A 25,253-nucleotide genomic window follows, 5' to 3' on the forward strand; every position below is an offset into this window, starting at 1 on the left:
AAGATGAAGGCCATCTTGCAGTTTGCAATCCTTAGAAGTAACGAAATGGGATGAAAGCCGCGGTTTTAAAGGGTTTTCGATGTTGGCACGCCCTCTGCAATAGCTTGGCGGTATCCAACTCTGGGGGTCGCCATGAACATCGATTTCGCTACCATCGAAGCCGCCTTTCCCGATTACAACCTTTCCGTTAGCCCGCGTCCGGATGGCTCCCATCTGCTGACCCTCTTGAAGGACGGCGAGCTGCACCAGCGCGTGGTACCGGCCCCTCATTCAGGCATTCCAATGCGCACCGAGTGGGTGATCAGCGCAATCCGCCGCGATCTGGATCTGGAAACCGGCCGCGTCCCCACCGTGGCGGACTTGCAGAGCCAGGCCCGCCGCCTACTGCCCACTTATGCACCCAACACCGAGATTTCCTACGAGCGCCGCGTCGACCGCGTACGCACCCGCTACACCCAGAAGGCGGCGCTGCCCCGTTACGCCTGATGGAGATGGCGGACGCCACTCCAGCGCCCCGCGAAATCGCTTGTCTTGTGCGGCATCCCCGCCGCTTTCGAACCTGAAAACCACGAGGTGAAACATGGCCAGAAAGACCATCGAAGATCTGTTCATCCATGAGCTGTCCGACATCTACAGTGCCGAGAAGCAAATCACCCGGGCACTGCCGCGCATGGCGCGGTCTTCTACCAACCCGCTGTTGGCAGAAGCCTTCAAGTCCCACCTGGAAGAAACCCAGGGCCAGATCGAGCGGATCGACCAATTCGTCGAAGCGACGGGCCTGAAGCTCAAGCGCATGAAGTGCGTGGCCATGGAAGGGCTGGTGGAAGAGGCCAAGGAACTCATCGATGAGATCGAAAAAGGCGAAGTGCTGGATGCCGGCCTGATCGGCGCGGCCCAGAAGGTCGAGCACTACGAGATTTCCGGCTACGGCACCCTGATTGCCATGGCCAAGCACCTGGGCATGAAGAGCAGCGCGGTACAACTGCTGGTGGACACCCTGAAGGAAGAAAAGGCTGCCGACGAGAAGCTGTCGGCCATCGCCGAGCAGGGTGGCGACCAGGCCGCGACCCTGAAGAAAGCCTGATTTTTTGGGCATCCCGGGGTGGTGGTTCAACTGACCGCCACCCCTTTCGTTTGTAGCCCTACAGTCAAACTATTCAACTCACTGAATAGTTCCGCGTCGTCCCGGCTCGATCACTTCTTGCCTGCCCAGTGCCGCTCGATGCACTGAATCACGCCTCAGATGACGTCGCGTTGATTGCAAAACGCTATTCCGCAGGATCTACCGTTCGTCATGCATGAAGAACTTGTGTGACGCCGCTTCATTCAGACCCTTTGTTGAATGATTTCAACCGATACCTTCTGCGATCGTTGCTTGCGATGGCAGGGGTATGCGGGTGCTCCGTTATCCGCGTTTACTGCGTGAGCGCTGGGCGCTCTTCCCCGTGTGCGTGGGAATGTCCCAGGGGGAAAAAGGTCACTGGCGGCCGCTTGTGCTTACAGGAGTGCAGCAACAGGTACCCATCAGCGCCGTTGTGAAGGCGCCGCGTTGGCTATCGGGTTGTGCAAGGGCGAGTGGCGCTGGGTATGATTCCGCGCCGCTGCGGGCCGGGGATTCCGGTGTGCAAGAGCGCTATCGGGCATACGAATGGATCATTAATGGAAAAGCGCAAACAGCCAGGCCAAGGAAATACCCTACCCAGCAATCTTCCTTTCCCGGTGGTGGGGCTCGGTGCCTCCGCGGGTGGCTTGCAGGCGCTCTTGACGTTCTTCGAGAACATGCCCAAGGACACCGGCATGGCGTTCGTGGTGGTGATGCACCTGGCCCCGGACTTCGAGAGCAGCGCCGACAAGATCCTCGCCAAGTCCACCAAGATGCCGGTGCAGCAGGTCACCCAGACGACCCAGATCGAGCCCAACCACGTCTACCTGATCTCGCCCGCCCTGCACCTGATGATGCAGGACGGTTACCTGAGCGTGCGCGAGCGCGAGGCGGGCCAGCCTCGGCACATCGCCATCGACATCTTCATGCGGACCCTGGGGGATGCCCACCGGGAGCACGCGGTCGGCATCATCCTGTCCGGTTCCGGCAGCGATGGCACCATCGGCATGGTGCGGATCAAGGAACAGGGTGGCGTCACCCTGGCGCAAGTGCCGGAAGACGCCGAGTACGACAGCATGCCGCGCAGCGCCATCGCCTCGGGGGAAGTGGACTTCATCCTGCCGGTGGCGGACATGCCGCAGAAATTGTTGGACCTGTGGGAGAACATCCGACGCATTCGCCTGCCCGCCGATGCCGACGTGCATGCGCCCATCAAGCCCATCGGCGACCCCGAGCTGGCCCGGGAGGCCGAAGTGGCGCTGCGGGACATCATCGTCCTGCTACGGACCCGCACTGGCCATGATTTCAAGCACTACAAGCGAGCTACGGTGTTGCGGCGCATCGAGCGGCGCCTGCAGGTAAACCGCCTGAGCGACCTGCCCAGCTACCGCGATTTCCTCCAGGCGACGCCTGACGAGACCTCTTCGCTGCTGGACGACATGCTCATCGGCGTGACCAATTTCTTCCGCGATCGCGAGGCCTTCGAGGCGCTGGAGCGGGACGTGATCCCCCAGTTGCTGAATTTTCCCCCTGAAGGCGAGGGGGAAACCTCCGCTGTGCGGGTGTGGTCGGCAGGCTGTTCCTCCGGCGAGGAGGCCTATTCCCTGGCCATGCTGCTTTCGGACCAGGTGGACTACAGCGGCACCAACCACAAGATCCAGGTGTTCGCCACCGACATCGACGAGCACGCCATCGCCATGGGCCGCGGCGGTACCTACCCGGAGAGCGTGGTCAGCGACATCCCGCCGGCGCGCCTGCGCCAGTATTTCTCCAAGGAGCAGAATTACTACCGGGTGAAGAAGGAGATCCGCGAGCGGGTGCTGTTCGCCCTGCACAACCTGCTGCGGGACCCGCCGTTCTCCAAGCTGCAATTGATCGTCTGTCGCAACCTGCTGATCTACCTGGAGCGGGAGGTGCAGGCGGACATCCTGCAGATGTTCCACTTCGCCCTGGCCCCTGGTGGCTACCTGTTCCTCGGCAGTTCGGAGTCGGCCGACGTCTGCTCGACGCTGTTCACCGCGGTGGACAAGAAGAACCGCATTTACCGCGCCAAGGCCGTGTCCAACCTGGTCCGCCCGACCACGCCGCTGCCCTTCACCAACTACACCAGCATGTCGGTGGCCAGCGTCGGGGAGAAGAAAGAGCGGCGCAAGGTCTCCTTCGCCGAGATCCACCAGCGGGCCCTGGAGCAGTACGCGCCCCCCAGCGTGGTGGTGAACCACGAGTCGGACATCGTTCACATGTCCGACCGGGCTGGCCGCTTCCTGCGCTACGTGGGCGGCGAGCCCTCCCACAATCTCCTGTCCCTGGTGCACCCGGACCTGCGCCTGGAGCTGCGCACCGCGCTGTTCCAGGCGATCCAGACCGGCAAGAGCATCGAGGCGCGCCGGGTGCACTTCGTCAACGAGGGGCTCAACTCTTACATCAACATGGTGGCCCGGCCGTTCAAGGACCTGGACGCCGACTTCGTGCTGGTGCTGTTCGACGAAGTCGAGGAGACCATGAGCGGCGAGGGCAAGGGCCCCCGGGACGAGACCAAGGACAGCGTGCTGTCCCAGCTGGAGGGTGAGCTGCAGCGCACCAAGGAACAGCTGCAGGCCACCATCGAGCAGTCGGAAACCTCCACCGAGGAGCTCAAGGCCTCCAACGAGGAACTGCAAGCCATAAACGAAGAGCTGCGCTCCACTACCGAGGAGCTGGAGACCAGCAAGGAGGAGCTGCAGTCCATCAACGAAGAGCTGATCACGGTCAACCAGGAGCTGAAGTCCAAGGTCGAGGAAACCGGGAAGATCAACGACGACCTGCAGAACCTGATCGCCTCCACCGACATCGCCACGGTGTTCGTCGACAAGCGCATGCGCATCAAGTCGTACACGCCGCGGGCCACGGAAATCTTCAGCATCATCAGCTCCGACACCGGGCGCTCCCTGCTGGACATCACCCACCGCCTGGACTATCCGGGCATGGCCGATGACGCGGCAGCCGCGTTCGAGTCGCTGCGCATCATCGAGCGGGAGGTCCCCAGCAAGAACGGACGCTGGTACATCGTTCGCCTGTTGCCCTACCGCACCACGGAAAACCTCATCGACGGCGCGGTGCTGACCTTCATCGACATCACCGAGCGCCGCGAGGCCGAGGACCGGGCCCGGGAAGGGGAGGCGCGCCTGCGCCTGGCGGCCGAGAGCACCCGGGACTTCATCATCATCACCTTCGACCGGGCCGGGAACATCACCAGCTGGAACCGCGGCGCAGAACGGGTATTCGGCTACCGCGAGGATGAAGTGATCGGCCGCTCCGGCGACCTGATCCTCACCGAGGAAGATCGCCAGGCCCGGGTGCTGAAGCAGGAAATGGAGCGCGCCGAGCGCGTGGGACGCGCGGAAGACGAGCGCTGGCACCTGCGCAAGGACGGTTCGCGGTTCTTCTGCAGCGGCGTCACTACCCCGCTGGTGAACGACGGCCACCACGGCTTCGCCAAGATCGGCCGTGACGTCACCGAGAAGAAACGCCAGGAAGACGAGCAGGAGAACCGCCTGGAGCGCACCCAGGTGAGCAGCAAGCTGAAGGACGAGTTCTTCGCCATCATGTCCCACGAGCTGAAGCAGCCGCTGAACATCATCCAGCTGAACGCCGACCTGATCGCGCGGCTGCCGGTGATCCAGAACCAGCGAGTCGCCGGCAAGGCGGTGGACACCATCCAGAATGCGGTGCGCAGCCAGGCGCGGATCATCGACGACCTGCTGGACCTGTCGCGGATCCGGACCGGCAAGCTGAAATTGAGCACCAGCCCGGTGCTGCTCCAGCAGCATGTCAACGACGTGCTGGAAGGGTTGCGGGGCGACGCGGCAGCCCGTTCCATCCGCCTGGAGCTGACCATCCCCCCGGTGGAGCAGGAGCCCCTGGTGGTGACCGCCGATCCGGTGCGCCTGGCGCAGATCATCGGCAACCTGGTGAGCAACGCCATCAAGTTCAGTCCGGACAACAGTGTGGTACAGGTGCGGGTGCAGCGCGAAGACGCCAGGCTGCGCCTGGACGTGCAGGACCAGGGGCCAGGCATCTCGGCCGAACACCTGCCGAAGATCTTCGAGCTGTTCGGCCAGGCTCCCAACCGCGACAGCATCCATAGCCGCGGTGGCCTGGGCATCGGTCTGGCCTTGGTGCGGCAACTGGCGGAAGCCCATGGCGGTCGGGCCGAGGCCAGCTCGCCGGGACTGGGCCAGGGCGCCACCTTCAGCGTATGGCTGCCCCTGTGCCAGGACCAACCGGAAGAGGTAAACAGTGAGGCGCCCTCGGGCAATCAACTGGCGGGCAAAGCCATCCTGCTGGTAGAGGACTCCAGGGAGGTCTGCGACGTCATGCAGGCGCTGCTGGAATTGGAGGACGCCCGGGTGACGGTAGCCTACGACGGCCATCAGGCCCTGGAGATCGCCACGGAAACGTCCTTCGACCTGGTGCTGTCGGACATCGGCATGCCCGGTATGGACGGCATCCAGCTCATCGGCGAACTGCGCAAGCTGCCGGCCTTCGCCGCCACCCCGATCGTCGCCCTGACCGGTTTTGGCGCGCGCAACGACGTGGCCCGGGTGCTGGAGGCGGGGTTCGACACTTACCTGGTCAAGCCGATCGCCGTGGACAATCTGCAGCAGGCGCTGAAGTCCCTGTTGGGCGAGGACAAGTAGCGTCCTCGCAAGCGGGCCGATCGCGACGGTGCTTCTGGCGCGCGAGCCGGCGGCCCATTGCGGACAGGCATCGCGCCCTTGCCCTCGGGCGGCAAATAGTGATGGCAGGAATCATCAGGACCCCGAGCGCGCAGGATCGTGTGGGGGCGTTTCGTAGCGGTGCGGTGAGCACACCCCCCGGTTTGCCGGGTTTTCCCCTTCCCGCCCGTGCAGTGTCGGCTGGCTCCGGGTAGACCTGGGGCGCTTTCGCCGCGGGCGGCTATCCTCAACCCGGCTCGTTCTCCTCCGGTAGCCGTGGAGCCGGGGCGCCTGCGTGCGCCAGGGCGAGCGCACCTGTCCGGCTGCGAGGCCGCGGGTAACCGGGGACGTCTGCCGTATCCTCGCCGCCCTGGTCCTGCCAAGCGCGCTGCCCAAGTCTCGCGGCCCTCATCCGTCCCGGAGAACCGCCGATGAAGACCGCTCATTTCCTCCCGCTGCTGGCCCTGCTGGCCGGCGTCCAGCCCATGGCCCGCGCCGAGGCCGACAACCCGAATCTGTTGCCGGGCCTGTTTCCCCGCGAGCCCTTCCAGTACCGGGCGTTCGCCCAGTACGAGGGTGGCAGCCTGGGCACCGACGTTTCGTTCGAGGTGCCCGGCGACAAGCGCCTGGTGATCGAGACCGTGAGCATCCGGCTGGAAACGCCCCACGACCAGCAGGCCACGTCGGTCTCGGTGAGGACTGATGTCAACGGCGTCACCGCCTGGCATGAAATCCCGTTCTCCAAGTCGGCGACCTTCACCACCGCCTTCCGGACCACCATCAACCTCTATACCGGTGCATCGCCGGTGCGCCTGTATGCGGACCCGGGGAGCACGGTGTACGTGCTGACCCAGCGGGACGTTTCCACCTGCCCGAGCGACTGCGGCGCCAGCAGCGTCTTCCTGTCGGGTTACCTGGTGTCCGCGTTCAGCCCCAGCCTCGCGCCCTAAGAGCGACGCCCGGGGCCGGTTCGGATCGCCAGGGGATACTGGAAGAGCGCCGTCTCGTAGTGGCGGCTGTCAGCTGCGGTTGCAGCCCGCGGGTAACGCCCAACTGGTGGCGGGCCGCTGATCTTTCAGGGCTTCGGGCACGTCGATGGGCGGCTCGTCAGGGCCGAGGATGCGTTCCAGCTCGTGCACACTGATGAGGAAGGGGTCCAGGTCGGTGCCCAGGTCGTTGCGGTGGGGGAGGTACCAGGCGATCAGCGTCTCTTCGCCGCTGTCGGGGTCGGTGGTGCGAATGACCCGCCAGAAGTACTCCGGCGTGCGGATGCCGTGGGAGTCGACGAAGAAGTCGTTGGCCCGGTCGGCCTCTTCGTCGCCATAGATCACCCCGCCGATGACGTCCACCGGGCGAATGTCCCGGTAGCATTCGGCGACCAGTTCGGTGGCGTACCAGGTGCGCCGGTTGTGCTGGCTCCACTGGGGCACCAGGTTGGGCATGTGGTTGGTTTCCAGCATGGTGTCCAAGTCGTCGTCGAACTGGTTGATGGGCGCCAGGTGGCCCACGTCGAACCCCGGGTGCACCTGGGCGTAGCGGCGGGTGGTCAGTTGCTGCGCACAGCCCGCCGGGAATGCCTGGTCGAGGGTGAAGGCGCCGGGGCGCTTGAGAGTGCCGTGGTCGGCGTCGAGGTGGTAAGTGAAGCGGTGCGCCTCGCCGCGCTGGCAGTCGTAGAGCAGGGCGAAGCGGCCGTAATCGATCAGGGTCAGCGTCACCGGGGGCGGCGAGAAGATGCCCTGGGGCACGTGACGCGGGGTCTCCGGTGGCGGTTGGGTCGGCACCTGACCGCAGGCGGCCAGCAGCAGGAGCAACAGGGCGAGGAACGACTGGCGCATGGCATACCTGCGAGGGGGCTGGAAGCGGGCCGGCACTCGGGCAGTATGGCGCCTGGGGCCGGTTCCGCCAGGGGCTCGCCGGCGTTCGCCGCGTTTCGCCGGGCATCGCGTCGGTGACGCGCCCGTCGGACGCGGCGAATATCCGTCGCCGAGGCCTGTCACAGAGGGATGCGCCATCGCCACGGCGCCGCGTTCACCCCTGCGGCGCGCGTCGGCTTCGATTCCATCGCTGAAAGGAGGTCGATCATGAGCACAGCCTTCCACGAGGATGTCAGCAATAACGTGTTGCGCCACATGAAAGAGGGGGGGTTCGACTTTTCCCGCGTCCACCCCATCGAGTTCTACGCGATCTTCCCGGACGAGGATCATGCCCGGCTCGCCGCCGACCAGTTCCGCGGCGAGTGGCTCAAGGCCCAGGTCTCTCAGCAGGACGGCACCTGGCACCTGCAGGTGAGCAAGGTGATGTACGCCACGTCCAGTGGCATCGACGATTTCGAACAGGACCTGGAGGCGGTGGTGGAGCCCCTGGGGGGGGTGCTGGACGGCTGGGGGGTGACTCAGGAACTGCCGGCCCAGAGCGCCTGAGGCCCAGACCGGGCGGGAGAGGGCGGGGTGGGCCCGCCCCCGTCGTCGGCGAGACGGACTACTCGTCGTAGTCCATCCAGCCGCCCAGCTGTTTCCAGCGGTTGACGATGCCGCAGAACAGCTCGGCGGTCTTCTCCGTGTCGTAGCGGGCGGAATGCGCCTCGCGGCCATCGAATTCGATGCCAGCGCTCTGGCAGGCCTTGGCCAGCACGGTCTGGCCGTAGGCGAGGCCGGCCAGGGTGGCGGTATCGAAGCTGGAGAACGGGTGGAACGGGTTGCGCTTCATGCCGATGCGGTTCACCGCCGCGTTGAGGAAGCCCAGGTCGAAGCTGCTGTTGTGGCCCACCAGCACGGCGCGCTTGCAGCCATGGGCCTTGAGCGCCTTGCGGATGCCCCGGAAGATTTCCGTGATGGCATGCTCCTCGCTCACCGCCATGCGCAGCGGATGGTCTAGCTTGATCCCGGTGAACTCCAGCGCCGCGGCCTCCACGTTGGCGCCGGCGAACGGCTCCACGCGGAAGAAGTAGGTGTGCTCGGGATAGAGGAAGCCCTTCTCGTCCATGGTGGTGGTCACCGCGGCGATCTCCAGCAGGGCGTCGGTGGCGGCGTTGAAGCCGCCGGTCTCCACGTCCACCACCACCGGCAGGTAGCCGCGGAAGCGCCGCGCCATGGGATGGCGCGCGGCGCCGCTCGGGGTGTCCAGCTCGTCGTCGAACAGCTCTTCGCTCACGCGTTGTCCTCCAGCAGGCGCCAGCGCAACGGCTCGCCCGCGCGCAGCGGGATCACCGTGTGGTCGCCCAGCGGCAATTCCTTGGGTGCATTCCATTCTTCCCGCACCAGGGTGACGGTATCGCGGTTGCGGGGCAGGCCGTAGAAATCCGCGCCATGGTGGCTGGCGAATGCCTCCAGGCGGTCCAGCGCGCCACGCTGCTCGAAGGCTTCGGCGTACAGCTCCAGGGCGGCGTAGGCGGTGTAGCAGCCGGCGCAGCCGCAGGCGGCTTCCTTGGCGTGCCGCGCATGGGGCGCGGAGTCGGTGCCGAGGAAGAACTTCGGGTTGCCGGAGGTGGCGGCGTCCAGCAGGGCCTCCTGGTGCACGTTGCGCTTGAGGATCGGCAGGCAATAGAAGTGCGGACGGACGCCGCCCACCAGCATGTGGTTGCGGTTGTACAACAGGTGGTGCGCGGTGACGGTGGCGCCCACGTTGGCCGGGGCGGACTCGACGAACTGCGCGGCGTCCCGGGTGGTGATGTGCTCGAACACCACCTTCAGGGTGGGGAAGCGTTCCACCACCGGGCGCAGGTGTTCGTCGATGAAGACCTTCTCCCGGTCGAAGACGTCGATCTCGGCGCGGGTCACTTCGCCATGCACCAGCAGCGGCAGGCCCACCTCCGCCATGGCTTCCAGGGTCGGGTAGATCAGCTCGAGACGGGTCACGCCCGAGTCGGAGTTGGTGGTGGCGCCCGCCGGGTAGAGCTTTGCCGCGTAGACGAAGCCGCTGGCCTTGGCCTCGCGGATTTCCTCGGGGCGGGTCCGGTCGGTGAGGTAGAGCACCATCAGCGGCTCGAAGGCCCGGCCCGCCGGCCGCGCGGCGAGGATGCGCTTGCGGTAGGCATCCGCTTCCCCGGCATTGCGCACCGGCGGCACCAGGTTGGGCATGACGATGGCGCGGCCGAAGGTGCGGGCGGCGTCGCCGACGGTGTGGGGCAGCAGCGCGCCGTCGCGCAGATGGATGTGCCAGTCGTCGGGACGCAGCAGGGTCAAGCGGTCGGACATGGGAGCTTCCAGGCGGGTAAATCAAGGAAGGAATGCTACCGGAAAAGCCCCCCGCCGGGCACCGGCGACTATCAAGTTTCGCGAGCCGCGACCGATAGCCCCTTCAGAGTCGCGCTACCGCTGGAGCCTGCCGTGCGCCCCCATCTTGTTCTGCTTAGCCTGTTCATCAGCCTGCCCGCCGCGGCCATCACCTTCCAGACCCGCCTGGAGAAGGTGGAATGGAAAGTGGACGGCGATATCTTCGAATGCCGGCTGTCCCAGCCCATCACCGACTTCGGCAGTGGCGAGTTCGTCCGCCGCGCTGGCGAGCAGGCCACCTTCCGCCTGAAGGTGCGCGAGCGCTGGATGGGAACCGGCTCGGCCACCCTGCTGGCCGCCGCGGCGCCCTGGCAGCCGGGGCGCGGCGACATCAACCTCGGGTCGGTCAGCGTGGCCACCGGCGAGGTGCCGTTCAACAGCTCCCAGGACCAGGCCGGCCGCCTGCTCACCGGCCTCATGGAAGGCCGCAGCCCGGTGGTCCGCCACCGCGCCCGCAGTGGCAACGAGCCGGTGGAAATCCGCCTGTTACCCACCAAGTTCCGCCAGGCCTACAACGATTACCTCACCTGCACCGCCAAGCTGCTGCCGGTGAACTTCGAGCAGATCCAGAAGACCCAGGTGGGCTTCCCCGGCAGCGGTACGGACCTGGACGACATGGCCCGGGCCAAGCTGGATATCATCCTCGAGTACATCAAGGCCGACCCCAGCGTGAATCACATCGAACTGGACGGCCATTCCGACAACGGCGGCAACCGCCTGACCAACCGCGACCTGTCGCGGCGCCGCGCCCTCGCGGTGGCCGACTACCTCAAGGCCAACGGCATTCCCGAGGCGCAGATCGTGGTGCGCTTCCATGGCGAGCAGTACCCGCTGGTGCCCAACAAGGGCGAGGCGAACCGGGCGAAGAACCGCCGGGTGGCCATCAGCCTGTCCCGGGAGACCGCGCCCAGCGAGGCGCCCACCACGCCCGACACCGCCAAACCGGCCATTGCCGCACCCGCTGCCACGTCCTGAAATCCGCGAAAAGGTGTCGCGGGACTGACCCATTTTGTCGCCTGGTCATCAGAAGCTGTCGCGCCTCTGTAAATCCCTGGGCGGGAGCAGTAGAATCGCTCCTTTTCCGACACCCTCGGGGAGTTGATGGCAATGGCGGATGTGAAGAAGGTCGTCCTGGCGTATTCCGGTGGCCTGGATACCTCGGTGATTCTCAAGTGGCTGCAGGACACCTATGCCTGCGAAGTGGTGACCTTCACGGCCGATCTCGGCCAGGGCGAGGAGGTCGAGCCGGCCCGCGCCAAGGCCCAGGCCATGGGCGTCAAGGAAATCTACATCGACGACCTGCGAGAAGAATTCGTCCGCGACTTCGTCTACCCGATGTTCCGCGCCAACACCGTCTATGAAGGCGAGTACCTGCTGGGTACTTCCATCGCGCGTCCGCTGATCGCCAAGCGCCTGGTGGAAATCGCCAACGAGACCGGTGCCGACGCCATTTCCCATGGCGCCACCGGCAAGGGCAACGACCAGGTGCGTTTCGAACTGGGCGCCTATGCCCTGAAACCCGGGGTCAAGGTCATCGCCCCCTGGCGCGAGTGGGACCTGCTGTCCCGGGAGAAGCTGATGGACTACGCCGAGACCCACGGCATTCCCATCGAGCGCCACGGCAAGAAGAAATCCCCGTACTCCATGGATGCCAACCTGTTGCACATCTCCTACGAGGGCGGCGTGCTGGAGGACACCTGGACCGAGCACGAAGAGGACATGTGGAAGTGGACCGTGTCGCCGGAGAAGGCGCCGGATACCCCCACCTACCTGGAGCTCACCTACCGCAAGGGTGACATCGTCGCCCTGGACGGCAAAGAGATGACCCCGGCCCAGGTTCTCACCGAACTGAACCGCATCGGGGGTGCCAACGGCATCGGCCGCCTGGACATCGTCGAGAACCGCTACGTGGGGATGAAGTCCCGTGGCTGCTACGAGACCCCCGGCGGCACCATCATGCTCAAGGCCCACCGCGCCATCGAGTCCATCACCCTGGACCGCGAAGTAGCCCACCTGAAAGACGAGCTGATGCCGAAGTACGCCAGCCTGATCTACACCGGCTACTGGTGGAGCCCCGAGCGGCTGATGCTGCAGCAGATGATCGACGCCTCCCAGGCCAGCGTGAACGGTGTAGTACGCCTCAAGCTGTACAAGGGCAACGTTATCGTGGTCGGCCGCAAGTCCGACGACTCGCTGTTCGACGCCAACATCGCCACCTTCGAGGAAGACGGCGGCGCCTACAACCAGGCCGACGCCGCGGGCTTCATCAAGCTGAATGCGCTGCGCATGCGCATCGCCGCCGGCAAGGGCCGCACGCTGTCCTGAGGCCTGCGCCTCGACGGATGACCCTCGCGGTCAAGGAACCCCGGTCCGGTACCGGGGTTCTTTTTTTGGAGTCGAAAAAAGAGGAAGAGACGCCATGCGACTGCTCCATACCATGCTGCGGGTCGGCGACCTGGAACGGTCCCTCGCGTTCTACACCGAGGTGCTAGGCATGACCCTGCTGCGCCGCAAGGACTACCCGGACGGGCGCTTCACCCTGGCCTTCGTCGGCTACGGTGACGAGGCGCACAACTCGGTGCTCGAGCTGACCCACAACTGGGACAAGCCCGCCTATGAGCTGGGTACCGGCTACGGCCACATCGCCCTGGAAGTGGAGGACATCTACCAGGCCTGCGAGGACATCCGCTCCCGGGGTGGACGAATCGTGCGGGAACCGGGACCGATGAAACACGGCAGCCGGGTCCTGGCATTCGTGGAAGATCCGGATGGATACCGCATCGAGTTGTTGTCGCCGGTTTGAATACAGCGATGTATATCCCGATTCGATGACGGCCTAACTTCAAGGGGACGCTTTCCATACTTTCGATAGGCGACAGCGAGAGGCTGTCTGATATATAAGGCGATAATCGCGTTAATTGTCCTACAAGTTTTATCGAACAAATAAAAAAGCCCCGTCATGGGGCTTTTTTATTTGTTCGCTCAGTCAATCCTTATTTGTCAGGCCTCGCGTCCGAAGTCCAAGGCCTGGGCCGTCCATTGTTCCCGTTGTTTCGTGCTGGAGTTCATGATCGGGCCGAAGCTGGAAATCTTGACTGGCTTGATCCCGCTGAACTCCAGGATGGTCTTCTTCATCTGGTGATGCCCCGGCATGCTGAAGATCCAGCGGTAATACCAGGGCGGGGTGTCCATGGTGACCAACAGGTGCGCCGAGCGCCCGGCCAGCAGCTTGTCCCAGAACTTGGAATTCTGCCGGTACTTGAAGGCGAAGCCGGGAAGGAACACGCGGTCGATGAAGCCTTTGAGCAGGGCCGGCATGGCGCCCCACCAGGTGGGGTAGACGAACACCAGGTGCGCGGCCCAGGTGATCGCCTCCTGGGCTTTCACCAGGTCGTCCTCCAGGGGTTGGATGCGCTTGTAGCCCTCGTGCAGCGTGGGATCGAAGCGCAGGTCGCCCAGGCGAATCTGCTTCACCTGGCAGCCGGCCTGGGTGGCGCCCGAGGCATAGGCGTCCGCCAGGTGCGCACAGAGGCTGTCGGACGAGGGATGGCCGAGAATCAACAGGATTTTCTTACTCACGGGGTCACTACCTTGCAAGTGGACGAAGCCGCCGCACGGTAAAGCCTGCCCTTATGGGAGAGTCAATAAACGCTCCAGACAGGAAGCATCTCGCCGCTGGTTTTTAGTTGCACGTCCGTACCAGAAGAGGTGCTGCAGGGTCTTCCTATTCGATGAGGCTGTCCTACCTGTAGCTCGTGTCTCCGAAGAAGGATGCTTTCCTTAACCTCAATTTCTTCCTATCCGGCCCTACCTCAGGGCTTCAAGTCGCCGGTAAGCCTGGGTTCCGGGAGGGTTTCAGCTGCCTCCCACCCACCGTTCGCACCGCGTTCGTTGCCATTTATCCCGCCAGAATGTGGCCGTTCGTCGCAGCGAGGTGCGTTCTGTATCGGTTTTTTTGCAGCGTCAGCGGGTGTCGAAAGCCCCCGGCAGGCCTGTGTCTTTCGTGAATGAGAAGAACAAATTGGTCTGCGCAGCGTGACCGGCTTTCAGTTTATTCAGGTACTTCAGTGCCAGATTCGCTGACTTTGCCTTCAGGGCCGTCGAGCCCGTCTCTCTTGGTCCTGCAGAGCAACTGTTTGATTTGTCTATGAAAAAAACAGCGATCAAGAATCAAAATAAATAGGCAGTGTTGTGACAAGGCCTGAAACGTAACCTCCTTGAAATAGTAACTTTCCAAGTGCAGTAAAGTGCGTCATTTACTGGTGGTTAATTAGAGGCGGCAGTCTATAGCCCTCAGATGAATAAAAAATGTGCATCGCGAATTAATGTGCGCGAAATTAATACGGCGTGAAAAATCCGTATTCCGGTGTATTCCAAGTGGGAAATAAGCGAGGGGGTCGTGTTGACTCTTCCTTAAAGGGCGAGTTTAGATTGCGCCGGCCGCAGCGAGACGCGCCGGATATAACGGCGATATTACGTAGTAGGCTTACGGATATATAAGGAGCTCATCATGAACAATCCGCTGGAACTGGATGCCGTTATTATGAGCACACGTGAAATACTTTCCCAGTTGTTGGTCATCGAGATGGACGATATCGAGGCTGACAGCAGCATCGTCGACGACCTGTCTGCCGATTCCCTGGACATTGTAGACCTGAGTTTTCAACTGGGCCGCCTGTATGGCTGCACCCTGCCCAAGACCAGCGTGCTGGATCACGCAGCGGCGGTCTGCGGCGACATCCAGGAATTCGTCGGCGACACCGGCCTCACCGAGAGTGGCAAGGCTCTGCTGGAAGGCAGCCTGAGCGCCTATGCCCCTGGCCAGCTGCGCCTGGGCATGAAGCCTGCCGACGTGTTCGCCGCCACCACGGTGCGCAACTGGGCCGAGCAGTGCCGCAACGTCTTCAACTACCTGCCGGCCGGTTGCCCGGAATGCGGCGGCATCCAGGCCACCCTCAACGATCGCCAGCAGGTGGTCTGCGGTGCCTGCAGCACCCGCGTCACGCCCCTGAATGGCGACGAATCTCCCGGCGTCTGGTGGAGAAATACGTCGCCACCCACCTGGAAGCCAACGCCTAGGAGTCGGCCATGCGGGCTCGCGAAGTCTTCGTCACCGGCTACGGCCTGGTGGCGCCCACGGTGCTGGACGCGGAAACTTTGTTCCAACGGATCAGCGACAGGCAGTCCTGCGTTCGCGAGCATCCGCTGTTCGCCGAACTGGGCTTTCCCAATACCGCCGCCGGCTATCTCGACGATGAGCAGTGGCGCCACCTCAATGCCGGTTTTGCAGGCGACGCGAGCGGCCAGCCGCGGCAGACCGTCCTGGCCGACTATGTGGCCCGGCAGGCCCTGGACCACGCCGGGCTGTCGTCCGGCGCGTTCCGCCAGGTCGACAGCGGGCTGTTCGTCGGCTCCAACAAATACTGCGCCAATAGCCAGGAACTGGACCAGGTCAGCCTGTTCCTGGACCGCCAGGGTCGCCTCGACCTGGACCGCTATATGCAGCGGCCGGCGCGGGCGGAGCATCCCTTCGCCCGCCGGGTCGACCAGCAGACCGCGTACCTGGCGGCCAGCCTGGGCATCCGCGACCACGTCTACACCCATTCGGACGCCTGCGCCGCCGGGACCATGGCCATCGGCAGCGCCTACCGCGCCATCGAGCGGGGCGACATCGACCTGGCGCTGTGCGGCGCGGTCGAGCTGATGGCCAACGAGTTGCCGTACTCCATGTTCAACAGCCTGGGCGCCCTGTGCCAGAAACCCGAGTTCGGCGCCGCCGGGCAGAGCCGGCCGTTCATGCGCGACCGCTGCGGCTTCGTGCTCGGCGAGGGCGCCGCCCTGCTGGTGCTGGAGTCCAAGCAGCACGCCGAACGGCGCGGCGCACGGCCCCTGGGCCGGGTGCTGGGCTACGCCAATTTCTGCGAGTCGGAAAAGATGACCTCCAGCAGCCGCGACGGCAGCACGTACGCCCATTGCATGGAGGCCGCCATCGAAGACGCCGGCCTGCTGCGCTATGCGGTGCAGCACGTGAACACCCATGGCACGTCCAACCAGGTCAACGACAGCTGCGAGGCCCATGCGCTGAAGCGAGTGTTCGGCAAGATGCTGGGGGACATCACCCTGACCGCCAACAAGTCCGCCATCGGCCATTCCCTGGCCGGCAGCGGTGCCATCGAGGCGGTGCTGTCGCTGATCACCCTGCGCGACGGGGTGGTCCTGCCGACCCTCAACTACGACGAGGCCGACGCCGAATTCCCCGAGCTGCGCCTCGTCAACCAGCCGACCCGCCAGGCGGTGAGCGTGGTGCTATCCAATTCGTTCGGCTTCGGTGGGGTGAACAGCTCCATCGTGCTGGGGAGGGCCTGACCATGCCGTGTGCCAACCGAGCGGTCTACCTGCATGCCCAGGCGGTGTTGAATGTGGCCGGCGACGAACCCGCCGCGTTGCGCGGCGAGACGCCCGCGCCACGGCCCCTGTCTTTCGATCCGGCGCGCCTGGCCCATGCCCTGGCGACGCCGCGGCTACCCACCGATCGCTTCGACCGCAAGATCCAGCGCAGCGTCGAGCCCCAGGGCCTGCGCCTGCTGTATTGCGCCGCGCGCTTGGCGCGGGCGCTGCATGCCCTCGATCTGCCGCCGGAGCGGGTCGCCCTGTGCGCGGCGATTCCCGAGGTGGATGCGCCGAGCCCCTGCTGGGACGCCGTGGAGGCCATGGGGCGCCAGCCGGAACGGCCGGTGGCCGGCCTGCTGGCGAACACCCCGCCGCTGCATGCCCTGACCCTGCTCAACAGCAGCGTCATGGCCTATGTCGCCGAGGCGCTGCACTGCAACGGCCCCATGGGTGGCTACTGCTCCCAGGCCAACGCCGGCCTGGACGCGCTGATCGAGGCGGTGCTGCAGGTGGCCGAGGACAACGCCGACGCGGCCCTGGTCATCAGCAGCAGCCCCAACCTGACCCCGGCGCTGTACCTGCGCGACGGCGCCGGGCCGCGTGAAACCGTGCATGGCGAAGGCGCCGCCGCGCTGCTGCTGGCGACGGCCCCGGCGGCAAGCGGACCGCGGGTGCGCATCGCCGGCCACGCCCGTGGCTACATTGCCAGCGCCGAGCGCGCCGAGGCGGTGCTGCGCCAGGTGCTGGACCAGGCCCTGCAGGGCGAGCGCCTGGCCCTGAGCGACGTCCGGCGGATCGTCGCCGACCGCCACGACCCGCTGCTGGCGGAGCTGCTGCGGGATGCCCCGGTGCAGGCCGGCAGCCGCTGCGCCGTCGGCGAACTGGGCGCCAGCGGGCTGCTCACCGACCTCGCCTGCGTACTGGCGGAGCCGTCGACGGAGGTCTGGGGCGAATCCCATTACGCGCTGCTGCTGTCGCATACCGCCGCGGGCCACGTCGGGGCGGTGCTGTTGGCTATCGACGAACAGGAGAAAGGCGCATGAGCGCGACACGGATTGTGATAACCGGCATGGGGGCGGTGACCGGTTTCGGTTTCGAGTGGGCGCGCATGTGGAGCGACATGCTCGAAGGCGCCCATTGCATCCGCCCCTGGCACCCGGATGAAAGTGGCGAGGAGAGTTTCCCGGTGCGCTTCGCCGCGCCGGTGGACCTGTCGCGGCTGCCGGCCTACCTGGAGGACCACCCGGCCTGGCGCACACCGCTGGAGACCCGCAGCCGCTACGGCTGGATCGCGGCCAGCCAGGCGGCCCGGGACAGCGGCCTGGACGCGGCGGCCTGGCGCAACGCGGCGGTGCTGTGCGCCTCTGGCGCGCCCCAGCACGTGGTGGCCGACATGCGCCTGACCCTGCCGGAGAACCCCCAGGAGCGTCCGGACGGGTCGCACCTGGTGCGGCGCGCCGAGCGGGTCGCCCACGACGGCTCCCTGCGCCAGGGCAACGACCGCCTGGCCCGGGTGATCGCCGATCACCTCGGCTGCGAGGGCCCGGTGATCAACGTCAGCAGCGCCTGCGCCGGCGCTGCCCAGGCCATCGGCAACGCCTTCCACATGATCCGCCGTGGCGAAGTGGCGCTGGCCATCGCCGGCGGCGCCGACTCGGTACTCAACCTGGACACCATGGGGGCGCTCTACCTGCTCGGCGCGGCCAGCGGCGAGCAGCGCTGGGGCGCGGACCTGTGCCGGCCCTTCGATCGCGACCGCAGCGGCCTGATCGCCGGGGAGGGCGGTGGCTTCGTGGTGCTGGAGCGCCTGGAGCATGCCCTGGCCCGGGGCGCCACGCCCTACGCCGAGGTGATCGGCTACGGCAGCAGCCTGGACGCCTATAAGGTCACCGCGCCGGGCCCCCAGGGCCGCGGCAGGCGCGCCTGCGCTTCGGCCTCTATTGCTGCCAGGACAGTTACACCCACCCGTCCCTGGAGGCCTACGCCGAACTGGTGCAGGACAGCAGCGGCGAACACGGCCTGGACGCCGCGCGCCTGGCCCGGCGGGTGCTGCAGGAACGGGCCCCGGACCCGTTCTTGGTGCTCAAGAGCCTGAGCAACGGGCTGCTGGGGGGGATTAGTCTGGCCTGCAAGCTGGAGTGCGAGTGCAACGCCTACATGCAGGGCGTGGCCGGCAACCAGGCAGCCCTGCGCGAAGCCTGCGCGGCATTGCAGAACTACCGCATCGACGCCGCCATCGCGGTAGGCGCCGGCAGCGAGCTGGACGCCCTGGGCCTGGGCCGGCGTCATCGGCACCCGCGGTGCCGACGCGTTTCGTCCGTTCGACGAGGACGGCGAGGACGGCGAGGGCGGCATTGCTGGGGAAGGCGCCGCGGCCCTGGTGCTGCGCCGCGCCGCGGACCTGGCGGAGGACGCACCGCAGATCCACCTGGCCCACCTCGCCGCCCAGGCCGATATCGCCGCCCTGGACTGGCCGGGCGACACCGACCTGCTGGTCTGTGGCGGTACCGCGCGGCCCGACGAGGACCGTCGCCTGGCCGGGCTGTACGCCCGCGGCGGCGCTCGAAACGTCACCGCCAGCCAGCCCCTCACGGCATTCTTGCTCAACGCCGACTACTCCAAGGCCCTGACCCTCTACACCATGACCTCGTCGGTGGCCGGCGACTACCAGAGCCTGCTGGACCGTCTCGACGCCTGGCTGGCGGTGAACAAGCCGGCCAACCTGGAGGTGACCCATGCCGGCACCCCGGTGATCTGGACCGGCGTGCTCCACGAGATCACCCGCGGGCAAGTGCTCAGCTTCACCCTGGCAACCCTGGTGGTGACGCTGATGATGATGCTCTGGCTGAAGTCGGTACGCCTCGGCCTGCTGGGCATGCTGACTCTGCTGACCACTTCGGTGACCCTCTACGGCTGCATGTTCCTGCTGAAGATTCAGCTGAACATCGGCACCACTCTGGTGACCTTCCTGGTGGTGGGGGTGGTGGACTACGCGGTACACCTGCTGTCGCGGATCAAGCTGCTGGTGCAGCAGGGCATGGACGTGGACCCGGCGATCCTCCAGGCCATGCACAGCGTCGGCCGCTCCACGGTGGTCAACGTGGTGATCTTTTCGGTGGGTTTCCTGGCGCTGCTGTTCTCCGACTTCAAGCCCATCGTCGATCTGGGCGCCCTGGTAGCCCTGGCGCTGTTCACCAGCGGGGTGATGACGGTGCTGGTGGTGGCGCTGATCTCGCCCTGGTTCTTCGGCGCCATCGTCGCCGAGCGCGACCGCCGGGTGGCGGCTGCGCCGGCGTCCCTGGACGGGTTGGCCCCGCTGCCGGGCTAGCGGCCGAGGCGGCCTGATCGCCGCGATTCGCTCCATGCTCCACCTTTGCCCACCGCTTGCGGTGGGCTGTTTTTTTGGGGGTGTGGCGATCGTGGCGTGGGCGCGGGGTGTGGCAGGCGCTGCAGCAGGCCCCTCAGAGGTGACCCGCCACCAGACTCTTCTCGGCCTGCGCCAACTGCCGTTCCAGAGGGCATTCCTCACGCGCGTCCTTGAGGTTTTCCTCGAAGTCCAGCAGGCCCTGGTAGAGCTGCTGCATGCTGCCGATCTGGGTCAGCAGTTCCTTCTTCTTGCGCTGCACCTCCCGCTGCGCCAGTTCCCAGGGGAACGCCTGGCCGCTGTAGTCGCGGAGGATGCCCTGCAGTTCCTTCAGCTTGAAGCCGAGCTGCTGGGCGCACTTGATGAAGCGCAGGACTTCCACGCTTTCCTGGCTGTAGATCCGGTACTTGCCCTCGCGCTGGGGCTGCGGGATCAGGCCGATTTCCTCGTAGTGACGAATGCTCTTGACCGTGGTGCCGGAGAGTTTGGCTGCTTTTCCTATGTACATGACAAATGCCGTCTTGCTGTGGGGTAACGATGAACGAAGGGGTTGGACACACGGGAAACGGAAAAGGATGACAGGCGAGCATTTCCTCCATGAAAGTGCCGGAAAGACGAAGGCCGCCACGCCAGGCTGAACGCCGCCGGACGACCGCCAAGACTTGGGCGATGGACGGAGCGAGAGGGCGAACGGGGCGACGCGACGAGGGTGAGGTCAGGGCCGCAGAGGCGAAGGAGCAGCGGGCGGCGAACCGCGGGGAACGGGGGATGCCATCGAATGTACCTCTCCATGGGGTCAATGGTCCGTAGGGTCCGGCGCGGGGCCGGATACCCTGGGGGCGTGCCGTACTGCCTGGCACGCCGGGTTAAATACCCTATAACGTGTAAGGGTTCATGTTTTTTATGTAACCAGATTTATTTGACGAATAATAGTCGGCATCCGCGCCCGAACCGCCGCCGGTCGCGACGGCAGGGGGAGCCCGGGAAACGTGTTTTTTCATCGCCAAGAAAAAGCCCCGCGGACGCGAGGCTTACAGGTCGAAATCATAGTCCGCCAATTGTCGCTTCAACCGCCGCTCTTCCAGCAGGTTGTCGATGACGCGGCGTTTCGTCAGGTTGGTCTTGGAAACCTCGACGGGCTTCTCCACCACCTCTTCGGCATCGTCGGCGACGAATTCGTCTTCGATCCCGATCTCGTCTTTGTCGGCGCTCATGGCTCGCTCCAGTGATCGAGGGGCTGATGGCGCACCTTATAGCGGCAAAGGCCGAGACCGTACAAAAGATTTTTTCAATCGAACGCACCGCTGAAGAGGCGGCGTTTCAATCGTCGCTGGTCTTGTCCGGGTACTCGCACAGGTCTTCGATGCGGCAGCTGCCGCAGCGGGGCTTGCGGGCCTGGCAGACGTAGCGGCCGTGGAGGATCAGCCAGTGGTGGGCATCCAGGAGGAACTCCTTGGGCACCACCTTCATCAGCTTGCGCTCCACCTCCACCACGTTCTTCCCGGGGGCCAGGCGGGTGCGGTTGCTGACCCGGAAGATGTGGGTGTCCACCGCCATCACCGGGTGGCGGAAGGCCGTGTTGAGCACCACGTTGGCGGTCTTGCGGCCGACACCCGGCAGCGCTTCCAGGGCCTCGCGGTCGTCCGGCACCTCGCCGCCATGGCGCTCGATCAGTTGGCGGCAGGTCTCGATGACGTTCTTCGCCTTGCTGTTGTACAGGCCGATGGTCTTGATGTAGTCGGACAGGCCCTCCACCCCCAGGTCGAGGATGGCCTGGGGCGTGTTGGCCACCGGGTACAGCCGGGCCGTGGCCTTGTTCACCCCTACATCGGTGGCCTGGGCAGAGAGGATCACCGCGATCAGCAGCTCGAAAGGGCTGCTGTAGGCCAGTTCGGTCCGGGGTTCCGGGTTGTCTTCCCGCAGGCGGCGGAAGATTTCGTAGCGTTTCTCGGCGTTCATGGCGATGGGTCAGGGCTTCCACAGGGTTTTCGCGGCCAGCAGCAGGCCGAGCAGGATCAGGCCGCCGGGCGCCAGGCTGGCCAGGGGCAGGCCGGCGATAGGCAGCGAGAGGCCGGCATCGCCGTGGCCGGTGAGCCAGCCGGCCCCGGCCAGCAGCGTACCCTGGCCGAGGGCTTCGCGGAGCAGGCCCAGCAGCGGAGCCAGCAGGGCGAAGCCCAGCACGTCGCCGATCCCCGGCGCCGGGGCGTGGTCCTGCGGCAGGCTGCAGGCCACGGCGGGCGGCACCAGCAGGGCCAGCCAGGGTTGCAGGCCGGCGGCCAGGGGATAGGCGAAGGCCTGCAGCAGCAGGTCGGCCAGGCTGGCGAGGGTGAGGGCGGCCACCAGCACCCAGGCGGGCCCGCCGCTGCCGGGCAGCCGCCCGCGAACATAGCGCCCGGCCAGGTGGCTGCCCCCCAGCACCAATAGGCCGGCCAGACCCAAGGCCAGGCCGTCGAGGCCGCGGCAGGTGCCTCCCAGCAGGGCGGGCAGGGCCAGGAGCAGCAGGCGCGCGCGGTTCATGGCGTGTCTCCGGCCAGCAGGGCGTCGCGATGGGCGTCGAAGAAGCGCAAGGCACGTTGCAGCGCGTCGGTGACCGCCCGGGAGGTGACGGTGGCGCCGGCGATCTGGTCGGCCGCTCCCAGGCTGTCCGGACGGCGGTTTTGCAGGCCGTGCAGCCAGCCGACGTGACGGGCGAGATCACCGAGGCCCGGGGTCTCGTGCTGTTCCAGCACCTTCACGCCGACCAGACGGCCGTCCCGGTCGATCGCCACCCACAGGCGGATCGGTCCTTCGTAGCCGTCGGCGCTGACCGGCAGCAGTACCGCCTGCGCCATGCCGGCGCGGCGGGCCTGGTAGCCGGGCGCGGCGTCGGCATTGCCCAGCAGGCCGCCAGCGGGCAGGGCGACGGGGTGGTCCAGCGGGCGGTCGTCGTGCAGCTCGGCCGGCAGCAGGTCGAACAGGGCGCGCTCGGCGGCGGCCTGGCGCTGGGCGGCGATCCGCGGCGCCAGCAGCAGCGCCACCAGCAGGCACAGCAGCACGCCGGCGCCAGCCAGCGACAGGGGCGCCATCGCCCTACGCATCGGCGGGCGCTCCGCGACTCGCCAGCCGCTCCAGGCCGGGCAGCGCCAGGTTCATCAGCAGCACGGCGAAGGCCAGCCCGTCGGGGTGGTGGCCGGCTACCCGGATGAGGTAGGTGAGCAGGCCCACCCCGGCACCGAACAACCAGCGCGCGCGAACGCTGCGCGGACCGCTGACTGGTTCAGTGACGATGAAGAAGGCGCCGAGCATGGTGGCGCCGGCGAACAGGTGGAACAGCGGCGAGCCGTGGGAATCCGAGCCGGCGCCGTTCCAGCCCAGCAGGCTGGCAAGGAACAGGCTGCCCAGCAGGGCCGCCGGCGTCTGCCAGGGAATCACCCGGCGCCACAGGAGGTACAGCCCGCCCAGCAGGAAGGCCAGGTTCACCGCTTCGCCGAGCCGCCCCGCCACATGGCCGAAGGCGGGGTCCCCGGCGAACAGCTCGTCCAGGGTCAGGCGGTCGTTGTGGCGCACCCGGTCGAGCACCGTGGCCTGGCTCCAGCCGTCGATGTCCGGCGCCAGGCCGAGAACCCGCTGCACCGCCGGCCAGGCGTCGTGGGCCGCCGCCGGTGCGGGCCACTGGTTCATGGCGGCAGGAAAGCTCGCCAGGACGAAGGCATAGCCCAGCATGGCCGGGTTCAGCGGGTTGCGGCCGAAACCGCCGAACAGCGCCTTGCCACCCAGGCTGGCCATTGCCGAGGCGCTCACCGCCAGCCACCACGGGCCTTGGGCCGGCAGGGCCACAGCCAGCAGCAGCGCGCTCACCAGGCCACTGCCTTCGGCCAGCGGCGGCCAGCCGAGCAGGGCGCGCTCGGCCGGGCAGCGGGGTTGGCCGGCCAGGCGTCGCACCGCTGCCTCGCAGAACAGGTGGGTGGCGACGCACAGGCCCAGCTGCAGGGCCACGCCGAGGCCCTGCATCGCCAGCAGGACCAGCAGCCCCGGCAGGCAGGCGAGCAGCACCGCGCTCATGGCCGGGCGCGGGTCGAGGCCGAGGGGGTCAGTCGGCGCGGTGGTCATTCAGGCGGCTCTCGGCCCGGACCAGGCGCTGGCGGGCCCGCTCCAGGGCGACGGGGTCCGGCGGTTCGCGGCGCGTCTGGACCTGCAGCTCGGCGCGGGCGTAGGCCAGTTCGGTCTTGAGGGCACGTTGCTCGGCGTCGACCGGGCGCTTGTCGATGCGCTGCAGCGCCGGCGGCGGCCGCCCGCAGGCGGCCTCGGCGGCGTGCAGGGCCTGCTCGGCGTCGGCCAGGGCCTGGCGCAGGGCGGTGCCGTCCTCGCCGCGCTGCTCGGCTTCGCGCAGAGCGGCGCGGCGGGTGACGTAGGCCACCTTGGCCTGTTTCAGCGCCTCGCTGCCGGCGGCCGGTGGCGTGTCGGGCTGGAGTTGGCGCAGGGCGGCATCCGCCCGCTCGGCGTCCTCCCGCAGGGTGTCGAGCTGGGCCTGCTGTTGCGCGTCCGGGGTCGCGCCGAAGCGCTTCTGCGCCTTGAGGAACTGGGCCCGGCCCATGGCGGCGGCGATGCGCGCCTGCTTGAGGGCATCGCCCTGACTGGCCACCGCCGGTGTATCGGGGGCGGCCGGCGCGGCCAGGGCCGCATCCAGGGCCGCCTGGGCGGCGTCGGCGGCCTGCTGCAGCGCCTGCACCTGGGCCGCGAGGGTATCCCCGCCATGACGCTCCAACTGCTTGCGGGCCTTCTCCAGGGCAACCCGGGCCATGGCCGCCTCGATGCGCAGGCGCTTGGCCCGCTCGCCGTCGCCGGCGGCCTGCCGGGCGCGTACCCGCGCCAGGGCGGCGTCCAGGGGCTGGGCCGCAGGCGCCGGGGCGGCGGCGAGCGGATTGCCCGCGGGTGAGCGGCGCGCCCGTTCCGCCTGGCGCTGGGCCTCGTCGCGCCGCAGGCGGGCCTGGCGCTGCCGGTAGCGCTGGCGGAAGTGCCCGGCGCGGGCGCGCTGGGCCTCGGCGGCCGGCGCCGCGAGGGGAAGCAGGTCGATGCAGTCCACCGGGCAGGGCGCGACGCACAGGTCGCAGCCGGTGCATTCGTCCCGCAGCACCGTGTGCATCAGCCGCGCGGCGCCGACGATGGCGTCCACCGGGCAGGCCTGGATGCACTTGGTGCAGCCGATGCATTCCGCCTCGCGGATGAACGCCACCTGGGCGGGTGTCGGCCCGTCCGCGGCGTCCAGGGGCAGTGGCGGACGCTCCAGCAGGCGGGCCAGGGCGGCGATGGTGGCCTGGCCGCCGGGTGGGCATTTGTTGATCGCCTCGCCCCGGGCGATGCCTTCGGCATAGGGCAGGCAGGCGGGGTGCCCGCACTTGCCGCACTGGGTCTGGGGCAGCAGGGCGTCGATGGCCTGGATGCGCGCGGCG

At 66.8% G+C, this 25,253-nt stretch carries 21 protein-coding genes and 3 pseudogenes; 13 read left to right on the forward strand and 11 right to left on the reverse strand.

Annotated features, from left to right (window positions below; genetic code table 11):
* The first annotated feature begins 132 nt into the window (after positions 1-132).
* The 4 genes from FM069_RS16430 to FM069_RS16445 all read left to right on the forward strand — a co-directional run bounded on the left by FM069_RS16430 (position 133) and on the right by FM069_RS16445 (position 6,749).
* Positions 133-486 carry a DUF3509 domain-containing protein gene (locus tag FM069_RS16430; RefSeq protein WP_143489454.1) on the forward strand — a complete coding sequence of 118 codons (354 nt, stop codon included), beginning with the start codon at positions 133-135 and terminating at the stop codon, positions 484-486.
* A gap of 94 nt (positions 487-580) precedes the next feature.
* A complete protein-coding gene (locus tag FM069_RS16435; RefSeq protein WP_143489455.1) occupies positions 581-1,084 on the forward strand; it encodes a YciE/YciF ferroxidase family protein in 504 nt (167 codons plus the stop codon).
* 575 nt (positions 1,085-1,659) lie between these two features.
* Positions 1,660-5,781: a CheR family methyltransferase gene (locus tag FM069_RS16440; RefSeq protein ID WP_143489456.1), complete on the forward strand. Its 4,122-nt coding sequence runs from the start codon at positions 1,660-1,662 to the stop codon at positions 5,779-5,781.
* Between the two features lie 449 nt (positions 5,782-6,230).
* The gene (locus tag FM069_RS16445) at positions 6,231-6,749 is read left to right on the forward strand and encodes a hypothetical protein (protein ID WP_143489457.1); all 519 of its coding nucleotides are present in this window, start codon (positions 6,231-6,233) and stop codon (positions 6,747-6,749) included.
* 69 nt (positions 6,750-6,818) lie between these two features.
* On the opposite strand, the gene FM069_RS16450 is transcribed toward FM069_RS16445, so the two are convergent.
* A complete protein-coding gene (locus tag FM069_RS16450; RefSeq protein ID WP_178106787.1) occupies positions 6,819-7,634 on the reverse strand; it encodes a DNA/RNA non-specific endonuclease in 816 nt (271 codons plus the stop codon).
* Positions 7,635-7,880: 246 nt separating this feature from the next.
* Here FM069_RS16450 and FM069_RS16455 point away from each other — a divergent pair, with 246 nt between their 5' ends.
* Positions 7,881-8,219 carry a ribonuclease E inhibitor RraB gene (locus FM069_RS16455; protein ID WP_143489459.1) on the forward strand — a complete coding sequence of 113 codons (339 nt, stop codon included), beginning with the start codon at positions 7,881-7,883 and terminating at the stop codon, positions 8,217-8,219.
* A gap of 58 nt (positions 8,220-8,277) precedes the next feature.
* Here FM069_RS16455 and rnt read toward each other — a convergent pair whose 3' ends face one another.
* Together rnt and pyrC are read right to left on the reverse strand one after the other, a co-directional pair.
* Entirely contained in the window at positions 8,278-8,949 is a 672-nt protein-coding gene (gene rnt, locus FM069_RS16460) for a ribonuclease T (RefSeq protein ID WP_143489460.1), read from the reverse strand.
* Complete coding sequence (gene pyrC / locus FM069_RS16465; protein WP_143489461.1) at positions 8,946-9,992, reverse strand: dihydroorotase; 1,047 nt, start codon at positions 9,990-9,992, stop codon at positions 8,946-8,948. Before pyrC ends, rnt begins: the two co-directional genes overlap by 4 nt.
* 132 nt (positions 9,993-10,124) lie before the next feature.
* Here pyrC and FM069_RS16470 point away from each other — a divergent pair, with 132 nt between their 5' ends.
* The 3 genes from FM069_RS16470 to gloA all read left to right on the forward strand — a co-directional run bounded on the left by FM069_RS16470 (position 10,125) and on the right by gloA (position 12,873).
* Positions 10,125-11,045: a flagellar protein MotY gene (locus FM069_RS16470; protein WP_143489462.1), complete on the forward strand. Its 921-nt coding sequence runs from the start codon at positions 10,125-10,127 to the stop codon at positions 11,043-11,045.
* A gap of 132 nt (positions 11,046-11,177) precedes the next feature.
* Positions 11,178-12,395 carry an argininosuccinate synthase gene (locus FM069_RS16475; protein WP_143489463.1) on the forward strand — a complete coding sequence of 406 codons (1,218 nt, stop codon included), beginning with the start codon at positions 11,178-11,180 and terminating at the stop codon, positions 12,393-12,395.
* Positions 12,396-12,489: 94 nt separating this feature from the next.
* Positions 12,490-12,873: a lactoylglutathione lyase gene (gene gloA / locus FM069_RS16480; RefSeq protein ID WP_218570308.1), complete on the forward strand. Its 384-nt coding sequence runs from the start codon at positions 12,490-12,492 to the stop codon at positions 12,871-12,873.
* Positions 12,874-13,070: 197 nt separating this feature from the next.
* Here the strand turns inward: gloA and FM069_RS16485 are convergent, their stop codons facing one another.
* Entirely contained in the window at positions 13,071-13,649 is a 579-nt protein-coding gene (locus FM069_RS16485) for an NAD(P)H-dependent oxidoreductase (RefSeq protein WP_143489465.1), read from the reverse strand.
* Between the two features lie 931 nt (positions 13,650-14,580).
* Here FM069_RS16485 and FM069_RS22160 point away from each other — a divergent pair.
* The 5 genes and pseudogenes from FM069_RS22160 to FM069_RS16510 form a co-directional block, all read left to right on the forward strand.
* A pseudogene (locus FM069_RS22160) lies at positions 14,581-15,149 on the forward strand (acyl carrier protein).
* Positions 15,150-15,158: 9 nt separating this feature from the next.
* On the forward strand, positions 15,159-16,436 hold the full coding sequence (locus tag FM069_RS16495; RefSeq protein ID WP_143489466.1) for a beta-ketoacyl-[acyl-carrier-protein] synthase family protein: 1,278 nt from the start codon (positions 15,159-15,161) through the stop codon (positions 16,434-16,436).
* A gap of 2 nt (positions 16,437-16,438) precedes the next feature.
* Positions 16,439-17,503, forward strand: a complete 1,065-nt coding sequence (locus tag FM069_RS16500) for a beta-ketoacyl synthase (protein WP_143489467.1) — start codon at positions 16,439-16,441, stop codon at positions 17,501-17,503.
* Positions 17,500-18,555, forward strand: coding sequence for a beta-ketoacyl-[acyl-carrier-protein] synthase family protein (locus tag FM069_RS16505; RefSeq protein WP_233282066.1), 1,056 nt, complete (start codon positions 17,500-17,502; stop codon positions 18,553-18,555). Before FM069_RS16500 ends, FM069_RS16505 begins: the two co-directional genes overlap by 4 nt.
* A 504-nt stretch (positions 18,556-19,059) precedes the next feature.
* Positions 19,060-19,788 (forward strand): annotated as a pseudogene (locus FM069_RS16510) (MMPL family transporter); the annotation flags it as partial.
* 133 nt (positions 19,789-19,921) lie between these two features.
* Here FM069_RS16510 and FM069_RS16515 read toward each other — a convergent pair.
* From FM069_RS16515 to FM069_RS22080, 7 genes and pseudogenes are all read right to left on the reverse strand, one after another.
* Positions 19,922-20,332: a MerR family transcriptional regulator gene (locus FM069_RS16515; RefSeq protein WP_143489468.1), complete on the reverse strand. Its 411-nt coding sequence runs from the start codon at positions 20,330-20,332 to the stop codon at positions 19,922-19,924.
* A gap of 523 nt (positions 20,333-20,855) precedes the next feature.
* Positions 20,856-21,038: a PA3496 family putative envelope integrity protein gene (locus FM069_RS16520; protein ID WP_143489469.1), complete on the reverse strand. Its 183-nt coding sequence runs from the start codon at positions 21,036-21,038 to the stop codon at positions 20,856-20,858.
* Positions 21,039-21,144: 106 nt separating this feature from the next.
* Complete coding sequence (gene nth, locus FM069_RS16525; protein ID WP_143489470.1) at positions 21,145-21,783, reverse strand: endonuclease III; 639 nt, start codon at positions 21,781-21,783, stop codon at positions 21,145-21,147.
* Between the two features lie 9 nt (positions 21,784-21,792).
* On the reverse strand, positions 21,793-22,341 hold the full coding sequence (locus tag FM069_RS16530; protein ID WP_143489471.1) for an Rnf-Nqr domain containing protein: 549 nt from the start codon (positions 22,339-22,341) through the stop codon (positions 21,793-21,795).
* Complete coding sequence (locus tag FM069_RS16535) at positions 22,338-22,901, reverse strand: RnfABCDGE type electron transport complex subunit G (protein ID WP_143489472.1); 564 nt, start codon at positions 22,899-22,901, stop codon at positions 22,338-22,340. The genes FM069_RS16530 and FM069_RS16535 overlap by 4 nt, the downstream gene beginning before the upstream one ends.
* Positions 22,894-23,913, reverse strand: coding sequence for an RnfABCDGE type electron transport complex subunit D (locus FM069_RS16540; RefSeq protein ID WP_233282068.1), 1,020 nt, complete (start codon positions 23,911-23,913; stop codon positions 22,894-22,896). The genes FM069_RS16535 and FM069_RS16540 overlap by 8 nt, the downstream gene beginning before the upstream one ends.
* A pseudogene (locus tag FM069_RS22080) lies at positions 23,894-25,240 on the reverse strand (RnfABCDGE type electron transport complex subunit B); the annotation flags it as partial. The pseudogene FM069_RS22080 and the gene FM069_RS16540, both read right to left, overlap by 20 nt.
* Positions 25,241-25,253 lie beyond the last annotated feature (13 nt).

The organism is Pseudomonas mangiferae (assembly GCF_007109405.1).
GTDB classification, from domain to species: Bacteria; Pseudomonadota; Gammaproteobacteria; order Pseudomonadales; family Pseudomonadaceae; genus Pseudomonas_T; species Pseudomonas_T mangiferae.